This window comes from Streptosporangium carneum (assembly GCF_027922005.1).
In the GTDB taxonomy this organism is placed as follows: Bacteria; Actinomycetota; Actinomycetes; order Streptosporangiales; family Streptosporangiaceae; genus Streptosporangium; species Streptosporangium carneum.
Window position 1 is genome coordinate 91,992 of record NZ_BSEV01000008.1, and the last position, 15,685, is coordinate 107,676.

Annotated in this window: 17 protein-coding genes; 4 read left to right on the plus strand and 13 right to left on the minus strand. The window is 70.1% G+C overall.

Features of this window, described 5'->3' with window-relative positions:
* Positions 1 to 59: 59 nt before the first annotated feature.
* The 9 genes from PKF00_RS19055 to tcuA form a co-directional block, all read right to left on the minus strand.
* Positions 60 to 1,487 carry an aldehyde dehydrogenase family protein gene (locus PKF00_RS19055; RefSeq protein ID WP_271218905.1) on the minus strand — a complete coding sequence of 476 codons (1,428 nt, stop codon included), beginning with the start codon at positions 1,485 to 1,487 and terminating at the stop codon, positions 60 to 62.
* A gap of 36 nt (positions 1,488 to 1,523) precedes the next feature.
* Complete coding sequence (locus tag PKF00_RS19060; protein ID WP_271218906.1) at positions 1,524 to 2,588, minus strand: LLM class F420-dependent oxidoreductase; 1,065 nt, start codon at positions 2,586 to 2,588, stop codon at positions 1,524 to 1,526.
* Between the two features lie 74 nt (positions 2,589 to 2,662).
* Entirely contained in the window at positions 2,663 to 3,427 is a 765-nt protein-coding gene (locus PKF00_RS19065) for an enoyl-CoA hydratase/isomerase family protein (RefSeq protein WP_271218907.1), read from the minus strand.
* Between the two features lie 36 nt (positions 3,428 to 3,463).
* Positions 3,464 to 4,441 (minus strand): alpha/beta fold hydrolase, encoded by a 978-nt coding sequence (locus tag PKF00_RS19070; protein ID WP_271218908.1) that lies wholly within the window; start codon positions 4,439 to 4,441, stop codon positions 3,464 to 3,466.
* Between the two features lie 97 nt (positions 4,442 to 4,538).
* The gene (locus PKF00_RS19075) at positions 4,539 to 5,471 is read right to left on the minus strand and encodes a phosphotriesterase family protein (protein ID WP_271218909.1); all 933 of its coding nucleotides are present in this window, start codon (positions 5,469 to 5,471) and stop codon (positions 4,539 to 4,541) included.
* The gene (locus tag PKF00_RS19080) at positions 5,459 to 6,325 is read right to left on the minus strand and encodes a MaoC/PaaZ C-terminal domain-containing protein (RefSeq protein ID WP_271218910.1); all 867 of its coding nucleotides are present in this window, start codon (positions 6,323 to 6,325) and stop codon (positions 5,459 to 5,461) included. Before PKF00_RS19080 ends, PKF00_RS19075 begins: the two co-directional genes overlap by 13 nt.
* Positions 6,326 to 6,328: 3 nt before the next feature.
* Entirely contained in the window at positions 6,329 to 7,114 is a 786-nt protein-coding gene (locus tag PKF00_RS19085; RefSeq protein ID WP_271218911.1) for a citryl-CoA lyase, read from the minus strand.
* 100 nt (positions 7,115 to 7,214) lie between these two features.
* A complete protein-coding gene (locus PKF00_RS19090; protein WP_309298416.1) occupies positions 7,215 to 8,153 on the minus strand; it encodes an SDR family NAD(P)-dependent oxidoreductase in 939 nt (312 codons plus the stop codon).
* A gap of 1 nt (position 8,154) precedes the next feature.
* The gene (gene tcuA / locus PKF00_RS19095; protein ID WP_309298421.1) at positions 8,155 to 9,681 is read right to left on the minus strand and encodes an FAD-dependent tricarballylate dehydrogenase TcuA; all 1,527 of its coding nucleotides are present in this window, start codon (positions 9,679 to 9,681) and stop codon (positions 8,155 to 8,157) included.
* Positions 9,682 to 9,914: 233 nt separating this feature from the next.
* Here tcuA and PKF00_RS19100 point away from each other — a divergent pair, with 233 nt between their 5' ends.
* Both PKF00_RS19100 and PKF00_RS19105 read left to right on the plus strand, forming a co-directional pair.
* Positions 9,915 to 10,322 (plus strand): hypothetical protein, encoded by a 408-nt coding sequence (locus PKF00_RS19100; RefSeq protein ID WP_271218914.1) that lies wholly within the window; start codon positions 9,915 to 9,917, stop codon positions 10,320 to 10,322.
* A gap of 31 nt (positions 10,323 to 10,353) precedes the next feature.
* Complete coding sequence (locus tag PKF00_RS19105; protein WP_271218915.1) at positions 10,354 to 10,698, plus strand: glycosyltransferase family 2 protein; 345 nt, start codon at positions 10,354 to 10,356, stop codon at positions 10,696 to 10,698.
* A 111-nt stretch (positions 10,699 to 10,809) separates the two neighbouring features.
* On the opposite strand, the gene PKF00_RS19110 is transcribed toward PKF00_RS19105, so the two are convergent.
* Positions 10,810 to 11,646 (minus strand): hypothetical protein, encoded by an 837-nt coding sequence (locus PKF00_RS19110; RefSeq protein ID WP_271218916.1) that lies wholly within the window; start codon positions 11,644 to 11,646, stop codon positions 10,810 to 10,812.
* Positions 11,647 to 11,860: 214 nt separating this feature from the next.
* Here PKF00_RS19110 and PKF00_RS19115 point away from each other — a divergent pair, with 214 nt between their 5' ends.
* Positions 11,861 to 12,316, plus strand: a complete 456-nt coding sequence (locus PKF00_RS19115) for a GNAT family N-acetyltransferase (RefSeq protein ID WP_271218917.1) — start codon at positions 11,861 to 11,863, stop codon at positions 12,314 to 12,316.
* Positions 12,317 to 12,460: 144 nt separating this feature from the next.
* Here the strand turns inward: PKF00_RS19115 and PKF00_RS19120 are convergent, their stop codons facing one another.
* Both PKF00_RS19120 and PKF00_RS19125 read right to left on the minus strand, forming a co-directional pair.
* The gene (locus tag PKF00_RS19120) at positions 12,461 to 13,000 is read right to left on the minus strand and encodes a DinB family protein (RefSeq protein ID WP_271218918.1); all 540 of its coding nucleotides are present in this window, start codon (positions 12,998 to 13,000) and stop codon (positions 12,461 to 12,463) included.
* Positions 13,001 to 13,554: 554 nt separating this feature from the next.
* Positions 13,555 to 13,917, minus strand: a complete 363-nt coding sequence (locus tag PKF00_RS19125) for a hypothetical protein (protein WP_271218919.1) — start codon at positions 13,915 to 13,917, stop codon at positions 13,555 to 13,557.
* A gap of 110 nt (positions 13,918 to 14,027) precedes the next feature.
* Here PKF00_RS19125 and sigJ point away from each other — a divergent pair, with 110 nt between their 5' ends.
* Entirely contained in the window at positions 14,028 to 14,921 is an 894-nt protein-coding gene (gene sigJ / locus PKF00_RS19130; protein WP_271218920.1) for an RNA polymerase sigma factor SigJ, read from the plus strand.
* Positions 14,922 to 14,996: 75 nt separating this feature from the next.
* Here sigJ and PKF00_RS19135 read toward each other — a convergent pair whose 3' ends face one another.
* Positions 14,997 to 15,665, minus strand: coding sequence for a FadR/GntR family transcriptional regulator (locus PKF00_RS19135; RefSeq protein WP_271218921.1), 669 nt, complete (start codon positions 15,663 to 15,665; stop codon positions 14,997 to 14,999).
* Positions 15,666 to 15,685 lie beyond the last annotated feature (20 nt).

A 15,685-nucleotide genomic window follows, 5' to 3' on the forward strand; every position in this document is an offset into this window, starting at 1 on the left:
CTCGTTCACCGGGGGTCGTCGGCCCGGCCGACCGTGCGTGTCACGAGTGGTGGCCGTGCCTACCCGCCACTCGCGCTCTTTCCGATCCGGACCGACACGAACTTCGACTGGGTGTAGTGCCGCAGCGCCTCGACACCCTTCTCCCGGCCGTGGCCGCTGTTCTTGTAGCCGCCGAACGGGCCCTCGATCAGCCCGGCCGTCCACTCGTTGACGTAGACCTGTCCCACCTGCAGGGCGGCCGCGACGCGGTGAGCCCGGCCGAGGTCCGCCGTCCAGAGGCCCGCCGCGAGACCGTAGTCGGAGTCGTTGGCCTTGGCGACGGCGTCGTCCTCGTCGTCGAACGGGATGACCGCCAGGACCGGGCCGAAGATCTCCTCGCGAGCGATCCGCATCTCGTTCGTCACCCCGGTGTAGATCGTCGGTTCGATCAACCACCCGTCGCCGGTGGACCGCCCGCCCGTGGCCAGCGTGGCGCCCTCCTGGCGCGCGACGTCGAAGTAGGACAACACCTTCTCGAACTGGTCCTTCGTCGTCTGCGACCCGTAGTCCTCGCCCGGTTTCACCGTCCGCACCCGTTCGACCAGTCGCGCCACGAACGTGTCGTGGATCTCGCGGGCCAGCAGCAGACGGGTGCCGTTCGAGCAGACCTGCCCGGCGTTCCCGACGAACGCCCTCGTCGCGCCGGCGACGGCGGCGTCGAGGTCGGCGTCGGCGAACACGATGTTCGGCGACTTCCCGCCCAGCTCGAGCGTGACAGGGATGATCTTCTCAGCGGCGGCCCGGCCGACTATGCGGCCTGCGCGCACCGAACCCGTGAACGCGACCTTCCGGACATGCGGGTGCTCGACGATCGCGCTGCCCACGACGTCGCCCAGGCCGGTCACCACATTGAGCACCCCCGGCGGCAGCCCGGCCTCGGCGGCGATCCGCCCGAGCTCCAGCGTGGTCGACGACGTGAACTCCGACGGCTTGCAGACCACGGCGTTGCCGACCGCCAGCGCCGGAGCCACCGCCCTGGCCGCCTGGTTGAGCGGGACGTTCCACGGGGTGATGACCCCGACCACGCCGAACGGCTCGTGCCGCGTGTATCCGTGGTAGCCGTCGCCGAGATCGAGGATCTCCCCCGCCGGCACGTTGACCAGGCCCGCGTAGAACTCGAAGAACGCCGCCGCGCCTCTGATCTCGACGTCCGCCTGCCGCAGCGGCTTGCCGGTCTCGGCGGCCTCCAGCTCGGCGAGCCGCTGCCGCTCGCGCCGCAACCCCGCCGCGATGCCCATCAGGACCCGGCCGCGGCGGATCGGTTTCTCCGCCGCCCACCCGGCGAAGGCGGCGTTCGCAGCGGCCACCGCCCGGTCGGCGTCCTCCCGGGTGCCCAACGGGATCTCGCACACGACCTCGTCCGTACCGGGCCTGGTCGACGTGAGCCACTCTCCACTCGCCGACGGCTCCGGCTTGCCGTTGATCCAGTGCTCGTACCTAATCACCATTTGCGAACTCCTCACCGACCAAACCGGTCGTACGAATCAGGCGGGCTGCCGTTGCGCGGCGCCCGTGGTTGTGCGGAACACCTCGGCCAGCTGGAGCAGGTCGTCGAAGCCCGCCCGGGCGATCAGGCTCGTCGCGACGCACCTGTTCCACTTCGTCTCCAGGTCAGCCCGGATCTTCTCCGGCGGCCCGACCAGCGCGACCGCCTCGACCATCTCGGTCGGCACCGCGGCCACCATGCCTTCGCGGTCCCGTTCGAGGAACTTGGCCTGGATCTCACGGCAGGGCTCCTCGAACCCGAGCCGCGCGACGGCGTTGAGGTGGAAGTTCATGTTCGCCGCCCCGTTCGCCCCGATCTGGTAGGCGATGAACGGGCGGATCCGGTCAGCGGCGGACTCAAGGTCCGGGCCGAACGCCACCGACACCGCGGGTGCGATCTCGAAGTTCTCCGGCCGGCCGCCGGGCCGGCGGGCGAAGCCCAGCTCCAGCCGCTCCCGGTACCAGTCGTCCGCGCTGGGCGAGAAGTTCGTCGGCAGCCAGCCGTCGGCGATCTCGGCCGTCAGCGAGACGTTCTTCGGCCCCTCCGCGCCCAGGTAGATCGGGATGTCGGTACGGCCGCCACGCAGCGTGGAGCGGATCGGGCGGCCCAGCCCCGATCCTCCCTCCGCCGGAAGCCGGTACGTCTTGCCCTCGTACGCGACGCGCTCCCCGGCGATGGCCGCGCGCATGATCGCGACGTACTCCCGGGTCCAGCCCAGCGGGCGTTCGAAGGGCATCCCGTACCACCCTTCGACGACCTGCGGGCCGGAGAGCCCAAGCCCGATCACGGCCCGCCCTTCGGACAGCTGGTCGAGGCTCATCGCGGCCATCGCCATCCCCGTCGGGGGGCGCGCCGCCATCTGGGCGATGTCGGTGCCGAGCCGCATCGTGCGCGTATGCGAGCCCCACCAGGCCAGCGGCGTGAAGCAGTCGGCGCCGAACGCCTCATAGGACCACGCCGACTCGTAGCCCGCATCCTCGATCGTCCGCACCATCGCGGCGACGTCCCCCGGGTGTTCCGGGTTGGCCAGCCCGCCGATAGCGCATCCCAACCTTTCGATCACCGTGCATTCCTTTCGTCACCGGCCTCGTCACCGGCCTGTCATTGACCTCGTCACCGGCCTCGTCACCGGCCTCGTCACCGGCCGCGGAAGCGCGCCGGTCGGCCCTCGCGCGCCGCGGCCAGCCCTTCGAGCCGGTCCGTGCTCGTGAGGAGCCGCTCGTACAGCTCGGCCTCCAGTTCGACCCCGCTGTCGATCTCCAGCTGGCTGGACAGGTCGATGGCGCGCTTGGCCTGCGCGACCGCCAGCGGTGCCGCCGCGCTGATCTCGGCGGCGAGCGCGTCCACCGTGGCCTCGAGGTCGGCGGCGGGCACCGCGTGGTTCACCAGCCCCCACTGCCGGGCCTCGGCGCCGGTGAACCGACGGCCGGTGAAGATCAGCTCCTTCGCCCTGGGGATGCCCACGAGCCGCGGGAGCAGCTGCGTGCCGCCGCCCGCCGGCATGCTGCCGAGGGTCGTCTCGACGAGCCCCATGACGGCGTCCTCGGCGGCGACCACGAGGTCGCAGCTGAGCGCCAGCTCGAGACCGCCGCCCAGTGCGTAGCCCTGCACCTGTGCGATCACGGGGCGCGAGCAGTGGTACATCGCCGAGAACACCCGGGGCACGAGCCTGCGCCTGCGCCGCAGGTCGTCGACCGTCATCGTGGCGCGTTCGGTCCGATCCGCGCCGACGCTGAAGGCTCTGCCCCGCCCGCGCACCACGACGCACCGGACGTCCGCCTCATCCTCGATCTTCGCGAAGGTCGCGAGCAGGCACCGGTACATCGGCGTGCTGACCGCGTTGAGCACGTCGGGCCGGTCGAGCGTCACGGTCGCGACGTGACCCGCGATTCTCAGATCCACGGGCTCTTCGGCCCCGGTGCCTGCCGCTTCCATGGCCTACCGCCGGTGCTTGCCGAGGAACGACAGCACGGTCTCGTTGAACTCGCGGTAGGACTCCCAGTGCGGGGCGTGCCCCGCCTCGCTGAAGATCGCCACCTCGGCGTTCCGGACGTGGCTCGCCATCTCACGCAGGCGCGTCGGCGGGAGGTACAGGTCGCAGTCGCCGGTGAGCAGGAGCGTCGGCGTCCTGATCGACTCGATCGCCGGCCACAGCAGCTTGTTCTGCGGGGGCTGCTGCACGGTCGTGACCGGCAGCTTCGTGTGCTCGATCCACGTCGTCATCGCCTGCGGCCTCGCGGCCCGGTAGGACGGGCCGAGCTCGCGGAACGTCTCGGGCAGCGCGAACCAGCCCTCCGGCAGGATCGCCGTGGTGCCCTCGTTCCACGACGGCTCCTGGATCCCCCCCAGCGTCGCGCCCACCGTGGAGCTCAGCAGCCGGTCCGGGACCGACAGGCCGGCGTCGAACGCCGCGAACGCGCCCGCGGCCAGGCCGACCAGGTGGAACTTTCCGACGCCGAGCGCGTCCATCAGGGCCGTCAGGTCTCCGACCATCGTGCCGGGCCGCTCCGCAGGCCCGGCCTCCGACCCGTGGTATCCCCGCCGTGAGTAGCTGATCACCCGGTAGCCCGCGGCGGCGAACGCGGCCTGCTGGTAGCCCCACGAGCCGCCGTTCCCGGTGTGCGGGTGCATGAGCACCACGGTCTGGCCCCTGCCCGGGCCCCTGCCTCCGTCGCCGGTGTCCCAGACCGCCAGCCGCACGTCGGGGATCTGCACCTGCTTCCTGCCGGTCATCGCGGGCACCGGGTCCCACGACGTCTGCGCGGGCAACACGGTCTCGCGCCCGCCCCGCTTCGGGCCGCGCGCCCGCTCCCCCGCCGCGAACGCGGCCGACGGGGCGAACGCGACGATACCGGCCCCCGCCGCCCCGGCGAGCATGCGGCGTCGATTGATTGTCCGACCGGTCCTGTCGTTCATGGCATCCTCACACTTTCTTGGAACTTGACAGAACAGACACCAATGCATCCGGCAGCGGTCGTCCCTCGCACGTTCGGGCCGGGAGAAAAGGCGTTCCTCAGTTGTCGCCCGGGCGGTGCCCGGCGAGCAGTTGCAGCGGGTTCTCGCGGAAGATCGTCTCCACGACATCCTCGGGAACCCCGGCCGCGATCAGGTCGGGGCCGACCTGCCGCAGCACGTACGAGTAGCCCGGCCCACCGCGGCGCTCGCGCATCCCCAGCACGCAGACGTCGTGGGACAGCAGCAGGCTCTTGGCCCATCCGCGGCGGATCAGCTCGACCGCGTTCGCGATCCGCTGCTCCTGGAGCAGCGGGTCACCCGGGCCGTTGCCGTCGTACATCACCATCGCGCCGCGCTCAGCCAGCCGCTCGTGGTAGTCGACGTCCGGATACGTGTCGCAGTGGCCGACCGCGACCCGGCTCAGGTCGCAGCCCTCGTCCTCGAGCACGTCGAGCTGCCAGGCGCCGACCTCGCTCTTGACCGCGTGCAGGATCAGCCCGAGACCGGTCTCCTTCTGGACGCGGGCGGCGGCGCGCAGCACCCGCTCCTCGACCCCGGACACCCACTCGCGGTCGGCGCCGATCTCGCCGATCACTCCCGGCCGCACGCCGTCCTCGCCCTCGAAGTAGTCGATCAGCAGGCGATCGGTCAGCTCGGCCGTGCTCACCTTGTTCATGTCCTCTTCGTAATAGGGCTCCCGGTACCACCCGCAGCCCATGACGATGTGCACGTCGGCGCGTTCGGACACCGACCGGAGCACGCCGGGCTTACGGCCGAGCCCGCCGCTGGTGGCCTCCACGAGGGAGCCGCCGCCGAGCTCCTTGAAGACCTTCAGGTCCCGGACCGCCTCGTCCGGGTCGTTCAACGCGGCGAGACCCATCTGTCGTGTCACTCGGAACAGGTCGCACGCCACATGCTCGTGCGGCAGCACGCGTCCGAGTTCGGACACCGCGACCGGTCCGCGTACCGTCTGCACCGTCAGCTCAGCCACTGTCCGTCCTCTCCTTCGCTTCTCTCGATCACCGCACGGCCGACGGTGCTGACCACGCCGTCAGCGGAGACGCCGTACAGCGTGAGACGACGCGAGGACCCGTCCCCGGCGTCGTCGTCCGGCCGGGCGAGCACGCGGAAGGGCGCACCGACCCGGTCCATCCCCCGGTAGGAGGCGCTCAGCTCCCGCACGAACGTCCCGCGGCCGCCCCACTGCACGGCGGCACGCGCCAGGTAGGCGAGCTTGAGCAGGCCGTGGGTGATCGTCCCCGGCAGACCCCTCGCCTGCGCGAACGCGTGGTCGTAGTGCACTTCGTAGAAGTCGTCGGTGGCCGCGGCGTACCGCACGACCTCGCGACTGCTCGGGACGACCTCGATGACCGGCACGGCGTCGGCGGGCGGCTCCGTGTGATGCCCGGAACCGCCGCGACCCTGCCGGGCGCCCGTGCGGATCGTCGTCGTGGACGTGCGCGCCACCACGTCGCGCGTCATGCGGCGCCGGTACGTCGTCGCGAGCCGGTAGAACGTCAGGTCGCTGTCTCGACCCGGCTTCGTGGTGACCGACTCGATCACCGTGCGCCGCTCCAGGATCTCACCCGGCATCACGGGCGCCTCCCACCGGCACCAGTTGCCGGCGTTGAGCCGGACCGGTGCGTCCGGGACGCCCATGGCCGCCGGGTCGGTCCGATGGGCCACCAGGAACGTCGGGGGCAGCAACGCGGGGCAGGGCGCGTGACCGTCGGCGTACGGCGGGCCGTTCAGGCCTGTGATCTCCTGTAGCACCCGCGCCCGCCACTCGTCGCAGACGAAGATCTCCCAGCCCGGTTCCGGCTGCGGCTCCACGACCTCCGACACCGCTCACACCTCCGGTTCGATGCGGCTCGCGGCCCGCAGCGCGGCGCGCACCGCGGGGGTGATGGGCGATTCGAGCTCCTCACCGACGTGCGCGACCAGGCCGGCCGTACGGCTCATCAGGGCGAAACCGCGGTGCAGCCGCCAGGGCACACCCACCTCGAGCAACAGCGCGGCGGCGGCGCCCGTCGCGTTGAGCGGGAGTGCCTTGCCGGTGAGCGCGGCGGCCCGCTCGACGACGAGCTCGAGGTACTCGACGTGCTGCGCTGCGACCTTCTGGTCGCGCGCGACGCCGAGCAGCCTCCTGGCGCGCGGGTCACCGTCGCGGTGCAGGCTGTGGCCGAGGCCGGGGATCCGCTCGCCCGCGTCCACGATGGCGCGCAGCCGCGTGTCCACCGCGTCGCGGGCCACGGCACCGGCGGCGACATCGCCGGCGATGTCCGTGAGCAGGCGCCCACAGCCCTCCATCGAACCGAGCAGCACGCTTCCCGCGCCGAGCAGACCGGCCGCGACGGCGCCCTGGATCGCCTCCGGAGCCACCCAGAACGTCAGTCGCGCGGCGAGCGCGCTGGGCGTCAGCCCGTGGTCGAGCAGGCTCACCAGCACCGCGTCGACCACCTTGGCCTCGGCGGGGGTCGGCCTGCGGCCGGTCACCGCGAGCAGCGTGACCTCGGTGTAGGTCAGCTCGCCGATCAGGTCGTCGACGAGATCCAGTCCGCGCACCTGCACGTGGTGCTCGTCCGCCGCTCCTATGGCGGTGCCGATCTCCAGCGGCACGCTGCGCCCGCTCACCGCGCCACCTCCTCGGCGCGCGTGGCGGAGCACGCGAGCCCGTCCCGGATGGCGGCTGGATCGTGCGGATCGTGCGGGGAGCTCGCTGTCGGCCGAGCGTTCATGTTCCGTCTCCCACCCCGAGGATGTCCGTGGTCTGGTGGTCGGACGCGGCCGGCGTCGGCAGCCCGAGCGCCGCGAACCGGCGAAGCGGCGTGGCTCCGAGCCGCTGCCGGACCGCGTCGGTCACGTCGGAGTATGTGAACTCGTCGGCGAGGCGCACGCTCTCGTGTTCCTGAGGAGGCTCCCACCGGGCGAGCCTGCGGCCGGCCGCTGTGAAGGTCTGCCCGGTGATGTGGCGGTTGGCCGGGTCGAGCAGCGCGCGTATGAGCTCGGCGACCAGTTCGGGGCCCTGTCGCTCGGCGTCGGGCCTGCTGGCCTGCATCTGATCGGTGAGCCGCGAGGTCATGCGCGTCGCCGCGGAGGGGACGACGCAGTTGACGTTGACGCCGTAGCGTCCCATCGCCAGCGCCGTGCTCTGGGCGAGGCCCACGATGCCCGCCTTGGCCGCCGCGTAGTTGGCCTGTGCCGGGCTGCCCTCCAGGCCCGCCGCCGAGCTCAGCACCACGATGCTTCCGCCGCGCTGGCGGCGCATCTGCTCCGTGGCGAAGCGCACGCAGTTGAACGTGCCCTTGAGATGCACGGCGACGACCGAGTCCCACTCGTCCTCCGTCATGTTGAAGATCATGCGCTCGCGCAGGATGCCGTGGCAGGTGACAAGGCCGGCGAGCGAACCGAACTCCTCGACCGCGCGCCGGACCAGGTCTGCCGCCGCGTCGAACGAGACGACGTCGTGCTGGTGGGCCACGGCGCGGCCGCCTCGGGCCCGGATCGCCTCGACCACGGACTCCGCCACCTGCCGGTCCGGGTCGCGGCCGTCGACGGACACCCCCAGATCGCTGACGACGACGCCGTAGCCCGCGGCGGCGACGCACTCGGCCACCGCGGCTCCGATGCCTCCACCCGCACCGGTAACGATTACTCCGCCAGGCACAGCCACCTCACGCGCTCACCGACGACGCGGCGGAGCGGTCGAGCGCGCCCGAGGCCGCCGACCCTGCGATCCGCCCGAACACCGAGCCCGCTGTGAGCCCGCTGCCCCCCGGGTAGTTGAAGTAGAAGATCCCGCCGACGATCTCCCCGCACGCGTACAGCCCGGGAATGGGCTCTCCGGTGACGTCGATCACGCGCGCCGACGTGTCGATCTTCAGACCGCCGAAGGTGAACGTGATTCCGCACGTCACCGCGTAGGCCTCGTACGGTGGCGAATCGAGGGTGTTGGCCCAGTTCGACTTCGGCACCGCCAGCCCGGAGGTGCCCCGCCCGTCCTTGACGTTGGGGTTGAACGGGACCGACTGGTCGACCGCCGCGTTGTAGTCGCCGACCGTCCGCAGGAACTGCTCCGCGTTGATGCCGTCCATCCGCCGGACGAGTTCCTCCAGGGTCGGCGCCACGATCTTCGTGACCTGCCGGATCCGGTACTCGTCGCGCAGCAGGTGGCTCACCTTGCTGTCGAAAACCTGCCAGGCGATCTGCCCCGGCTGCTTCAGGACCTCCTGGCCGTACTTCGCGTAGGTGTAGTTCCGGAAATCCGCGCCTTCGTCGACGAACCGCTCGCCGCGGCTGTTGACGATGATCCCGAAGGGATAGCTGTGCTTCTGGAACCCGTCACCGACCAGGCGGTCACCGAACGCGGGCGCGTTGCTGTCCCAGCCCACCGCGTGGCAGCCCGACCAGTTGCCCCACGACATGGCGCCGATGTCCATCGCCATGCGATGTCCGTCGCCCACGTCGAACTGGGTGCCGCGGACCTTGGCGAACTCCCACCCCGGCCCCAGGTAGCGGGTGCGCCACTCCGCGTTGGCCTGGAATCCGCCGCAGGCCAGCACGACGGCGTCAGCGGAGATCGTCCGGATCTCCCCGCCGGCCCGGACCACGACGCCGCTCACCTTGCCGCCGTCCTCGGTGAGGCCGATGGCGCGGTGGCCGTAGAACACCTTGCCGCCCGCCGACTCGAACGCGGCGAACAACGAGTCGACGAGCCCGGGGCCGCCTCCGTTGGCCTCCAGCGTCAGGCCTCCCCAGAAGGTGAACTTCCCGTCCACCTGGAACGCCTGACGGCCGTAGATCGGCAGGAACCGCACTCCCTTGTCGCGCATCCACTTCAACGTGTCGAAGCTGCGCGTCACGAGCAGATCGACCAGGTCGGGGTCGCAGCGGTACTGCGTGACCCGGGCCATGTCGTCGAAGAACTGCTCCTGCGAGTAACTGCCGAAGTCGGTCTTCGCGAGCTGCTCTTCCGACAGGTCGGGGACGAGCTGGACGATGTCCTCCCTGCCGTCGTAGGCGAAACGCATGGCCCCTGCGGTGAATCCGGAGTTCCCGCCACGCTCGGGCTCCGGGGCGGCTTCGAGCAGTGTCACCTCGGCCCCGCCTTCGAGGGCGGCCAACGCGCTACACAAGCCGGCGTTACCGCCGCCGATGACGACAACTCGACTCTGACCCATTGCCTGCCCCTCTCCTTGCATGTGCAACGTAAACTCTAATATATCAGATGTCAATGCTCCGGCAAGGCGGCCCCGCTGTGCCCGAGGAGGTCGGCCGGCGCCAGAAGCCCACGGGGTAGGTCAAGCGCCTGAGCGGGCTCGCGGGGTGAGACTCGTCTATCCAGCCGGTTACACATGGGCACCCCACCGAACTGCCACCATGCGCATGCCCTGGCATTCACCTCGCCGGGAAGTCAGATCGATCGGAGGAGCACGTGGCGGACGGAGCGCTCTATGTCAGGTTCCAGGGCACCGACCTCGATCGGCGCGGACGCTTCCCCGGCGTGTTCGGCCTGGTCAACGTCCTGGCAGCCGCAGGGAAGCTGACGGCGGAGCAGGAGCGTTTCAGGCAGGCGAACAACGCCTGGTACGACGCGAACTTCACCAACCCCTCGGACGTCGACCCCACGGTCTACGACCACGACCTGAACCCGGGCGCCGCCGCCTGGTTCAAAACGTCGGCGCACCCGCTCGTCGAACGCGTCGCGGGCTACCTGGAGATCCTCACCGCCCACGGCGTCGGCCACGAAGCGGTGCGCTCCTCAGACCCAGGAAGGATCGTCTACGAAGACGACCACCAGATCGTCGTGGTCCCCCACCGGCACGGCAAGACAGCGTCGTAGGTCACGCGATCGGGTAGACGTCCCCCAACTCATGGCGGTCGGCCGGGAGCAGCACCTCCGCCACGGCCAACACCCGCCCCGAGGCGTCCCGGACCGCGCCGTAGACCGGCAGCACATCGAGTACGTCATCGGTTTCAACCTCGACCGCCGCGCCTTCGACCTGCTGGGCTGCACGCCCACCGCGCCGGGGGCGATCGGGGCCTTCCGCCGCTCGGCGCTGCAGGCACTCGGCGGCGTCAGCGTCGACACCCTGGCCGAGGACACCGATCTGACCATGGCGCTGTGCCGGGACGGCTGGAGGGTGGTCTACGAGGAGCAGGCGCTGGCGTGGACCGAGGCGCCGACCTCGCTCAGGCAACTGTGGCGCCGGCGTTGAGGACTCGACCACCGTAGACCCAGGGTGGCGTTTCCCCGGCTCAGAGTGCGTGATCTTGAAGACTTCCCGCGCCGACAACAGGGGTGGCCGCTTTTCCTTGGCCAAGGCCGGCTACAGCACATCGAGACTGACCGGAACAACGAACTCCACACCCGGCACGTCACCAAGCGTGCTCTTCAACGTCCTGACCGCACCGAGAACGTCGGTCTTGACGTAGAGGGTCTCCTGCTCGACCGGACCTGGATCGAAAGCACACAGCCGGTCAGGACAGTAGAAGGCGTTGACCTTCGTCGCGAAGGCGCTGTCCTCGTAATAGATCTTTTCGACGTCCACCGCCTGCCGGATCTTCTCGGTGATGATCTCTCTGTCATCCTTCGTCGCCGCACGGGCCCCCTCCTTTTCGAGCTGGAGAGAGGGAGAGCCCGGGCCGGTCAATATGATCCGCACGTCTGCCTTGCCCGCCCAGAAGTTGGACGGCAGCCGTACCAGCCTTACGGAGGCCGGTGACTTCGCGATCTCCTCTGCGATCTTCGGGATGTCACTCACATCGCGGGCGGTGCCCACAAAATGCGCCTGGACGCCGCAAACATTGCGAGTCCCCAGCGGTCCTTCCTCCATCTGCAGTTTGCTGTAGGCGGTGAGGCTCTCGATCTCCGGCAAGGCACGGAGAAACCTCTCAACAGCCGGCTGGGTCTCCGGTGTCAGCCCTTCCTTCGAGCACTGCAGAACCATGAACCCACGCTGCTCAGGCCATGGACCGTCCGGCGGCGCAAGAACATCGTGTGAACCTCCCCCGACGAACCAGGCAGCGCCTGCTCCACCGACGACGAGAAGTGCAAGCACGGTCGCCACGGCTGCCCGCAGCCGTGGGCGTGGCTTGGACACACCTTCGCGGGGGACCACTTCGGCTGCTGATTCGTCGTTCGACGGGGACACGCGGATGACCATCTCCTATGGTCGATTCCCACGTCAAGATCAGGTTGTGCGGCGTACGCGGCGCTGTCGGAGCGACGCAAGACACGCCTCGTCCGCACCGATCCGCCGGTTCGCCCTGGACGGCGGCTCGTGATCCGCGCCCGTACGAGGCCGCGCGGACGGATCTCAGGCGGTTGTGCGAACAATTCACATGACGACCCACGTGAGGATCGACTAGGGATACCTCATGCCGATTCATGTGCGCCTTGAGGACCTGTGCCGGGAGACCTGGGAGGACGTGGCCGACCTGACGGTGGCCGACGACCAGCGCGACCTCGTCGCGTCAAACCTGTACTCGATCGCCGAAAGCCGCTTTCTGCCGGGCTTCGTGACCCGGGCGGTGATGCACGGCGAGTGCGCCGTGGGCTTCGCGATGTACGGTCCCGATCCCGACGACGGCCACGTGTGGCTGTACCGCTTGATGATCGACAAGTCTCACCAGGGCAAGGGCCTGGGCCGGGCCGCCCTCCGGCAGATCGTCGCGCATGTGCGGGACGGGCTCGGCGCGCCGGTGCTGCGGCTGGGCGTACGCGCCGACAACGTCGTGGCCAAGGCTCTCTACACCTCTGCCGGATTCGCCCCCACCGGGCAGACCTTCGGCGAGGAGGAGATCCTGGAACTCCGCCTGTCCGCCGACGGCTGAGCCCGTCGGGGACCTCCCGCCGTGACGGCTCAGGGCTGCGGCCCCGCGAGCGGAACCTGAGCCTGCTCGACATCGCCCCCGGCCCCACCGCTCCTGCGACCATCTTGCGATGGATGATCACCGCACAGGGCCCGTCGCCGGGCGTTACTCCCCGGTCTCCCCGTCCACCGACTCTCGGAGGAGATCGGCGTGACCGTTGTGGCGCGCGTACTCCTCGATCATGTGGACCACGATCCACCGTAGGGACGGCGTCTCGCCGCCGGGCCAGGACCGCTGGGCCAGACGGTCCAGGCCGCCGTCGTCCAGCGCCTCAGCGACCGCCTCACGGGAGCGGTCCACAGTCTTCTCCCACAACGCGAACAGCTCCTCCGGGGAGTCGTCGGCGGCGGAGTTCCACTCCCAGTCCCTGTCGGCGCGCCAATCCACGGTGTTCCACGGCGCGGATCGGTCCCGCCCGTGCAACCGGTGGGAGAACCAGTGGTCTTCCACGTATGCCAGATGCTTGAGCAGCCCGCCCAGCGTCATCGACGAGGCACCCACCGTTGCCGTCAGCCCCGCGGCGCCGAGACCCCGGCACTTCCACGCCAATGTCGCGCGATGGTAGTCGAGGAACCCCAGGAGGGTCGCCGTCTCGTCACCCGCGACAGGCGGCTCGGGTCGACCGTGCTCGTCCACATCAGTCATGAACGGCAAGCGTAGCGACTGCGATCACCGGTGGTCAGGGAAACACTCGGCTCCGTGTTCCGGGGACGTGACGAGCCCGGTCTGACCGCTGCCAGACGTGGTTCGGCGGTGTGGAGCTCGCCGTTGGCGTCTCGCGACCAGTCTCGTAACCAGAGGTGGTCCAGGTCGGACGGCATCTCGGTAACGGTGATCTCGCCAGGTTCCGCTTCGGTGGCGGTACGACGGATCAGTTGTCCGGGCCGTTGCGGCAGATCGCCCAGGACACCTCGACCGGGCCGATCCGGTGGCCGCCGTGAACACCGCCGCCGGCCTGCACCGCCTGCTCTGCGTCATCACAGGCGGCCAGGCGCCCTCGGTGGAGAACGTCGAAACCGGGACCGCAGAATTGCTCCATATCCTGCCATGAAGGTGTGAACTCCCATTTCTGCGATTTAGGTTGGCCAGGCGATCAGGCATCTGTCACCCCTGGCCTGGCCCACCGAACAGCCGGGTGTGGCACCGTAGTCAGGCGCGAGGTCGGCATCAGCCGATCCCGGGTGCGCTCATGTCAGACTTCAGCGCCGCGCCAGCGCCAGCACGCTCAGCCCGAACATCAGGACGCCCAGCGGGAGATGGACCGACGGTACGTGCGCGATGCCGAGCACGACCTGGACGGAGGCGAGGACAAGGAAGCCGGACGCGTGCCAGATGGGCCGGGGCGAGCCGCCGCCCGGCTTCCATGCCAGCACCGCCGCGAGCACGTACAGCACTGACGCCCCGTACATCACGCGGGCTCCGGCACTGTGCAGCGTCTCTCCGTAGGGCGAGGTCAGCAGCAGTCCGGCGGAGACCGCTTGAAGGAAGATGGTCAGGGTCTGCAGGGTGATCGCGATCCGCAGAAACGAGAAGCTGCGCTGTGCCGTCGCCTGGGTGGCCATGTCACGGTCCTCCTGTTCCGCCCCGGGGGGCAGTGGATCGATAAGGTCTCACCAGCCCGACGACGCGGGCCTGCGAAAGGTAAGGTGAGAAGGCGGTCGGGAGCATGGGGATGGCTGGGACGAGCACCGATGAGATAGCCGGCGAGCGGCGCCAGCTGATCAATGTCGCCTACCGGTTGCTCGGTTCACTGGCCGAGGCCGAGGACGCCGTCCAGGAGGCCTACGCGCGCTGGTACGCGCTGCCACGAAGTCGGCAGGAGGAGATCACGTCCCCTGGCGCGTGGCTGACGACGGTGACCGGCCGCGTCTGCCTGGACGTGCTCGGCTCGGCGCGGGCCCGGCGCGAACGCTATGTCGGCGCGTGGCTGCCCGAGCCGCTGCCCGACCGCGCCGAGTGGGACCACGGCCATGGCGCCGACCCCGCCGACCAGATGGTCCTGGACGAATCGGTGACCATGGCCTTCCTCGTCGTCCTGGAGTCGATGACGCCCGCCGAGCGGGTGGCGTTCGTCCTGCACGACGTCTTCCGTTACCCCTTCGCCGAGATCGCCGGCGTCCTCGGCCGGACCTCTGCGGCCTGCAAGCAACTGGCGGCCTCCGCCCGGCGGCGGGTGGGCGGCGCGCGCGCTCCGGTGACGGCGGCCGGGCAGGCCGACACGGTGCGGCATGTCAAGAAGGCATGGGAGACGAAGGACATCGCGGCCCTCGTCGACCTCCTCGACCCGGCCGCCGTGATGACCGCCGACGGCGGCGGCGTGGTCGGTACCGTCCTGCGCCCGATCGAAGGCGGCGCGCGCGTCGCCCGGTACATGGTCGCCATCGCCGGCAAGGCTCCGGGGCTCGAACTCCTGGAACGGTCGGTCAACGGTGTGCCGGGCCTGGTGGCCCAGCGTGACGGCGTCGTCATGACCGTAGCCTCGTTCGATGTCGCCGACGGCCGCGTCACCCGGATCTGGGTGGTCCGCAATCCGGAGAAGCTGCGGCCGTGGGCGCGAGGCCGCTGACGGGTCGCCGCACGACACGGCTCATGCGGAAGGCCGCGTCGGCGTCGGGGGGCCGCCGTGCCGCCGGTCGCGGGCTCAGAGGTCGCGCTCCTGGTCGTTGAGAATGGCGAGCGCGATCGTGACCGCGCCGGCCGCGTCGCCGACCTCGATCGCCTCGTACAGGTCCTGGTGGGTGGAGTCGGAGCCGAGCCCCGCACGTTCCATGCAGTGATCACGGCGGACCGTGTCGCGCACCGCCTCGCTCATGCCGCGATACAGGTCCAGCAACACGGGGTTGTGCGAGGCCGCGGCGATGGACAGGTGGAAGTCCACGTCGGCGTCGGCGAACGCGTCGAGGTCCGCGGCCTGGTGAGCGGCGGTGCGCCGCTCCAGCGCCTCCCTCAGTTCGTCGAGGTCCGCCGGCTTGCGTCGTTCGGCGGCGAGCCTGGCCGCCACGAGGTCCAGGCCGCGCCGCACGTCGATGATGTCCATCGTGGCCGCGCGGTCCAGGCGGCGCTTGAGCGCCACCTCGCTCTCGTCGGTCGCGGTGACATAGGTTCCGTCGCCTTGACGAGTGGTGAGCAGGCCGGCGTGGACCAGCACGCGGACGGCCTCGCGTACCGACAACCTGCTCATGCCCAGCGCCTCGGCCAGCTGGCCCTCTGTAGGGATCTTGGTGCCGACCGGCCAGACGCCGCTCGCGATCTCCTGGCGAAGCTCGCGGATGGCGGAGTCAACGAGGGAGGTCCGGCCCACATGCCGCATTTGTCCTCTTCTCTAATCAT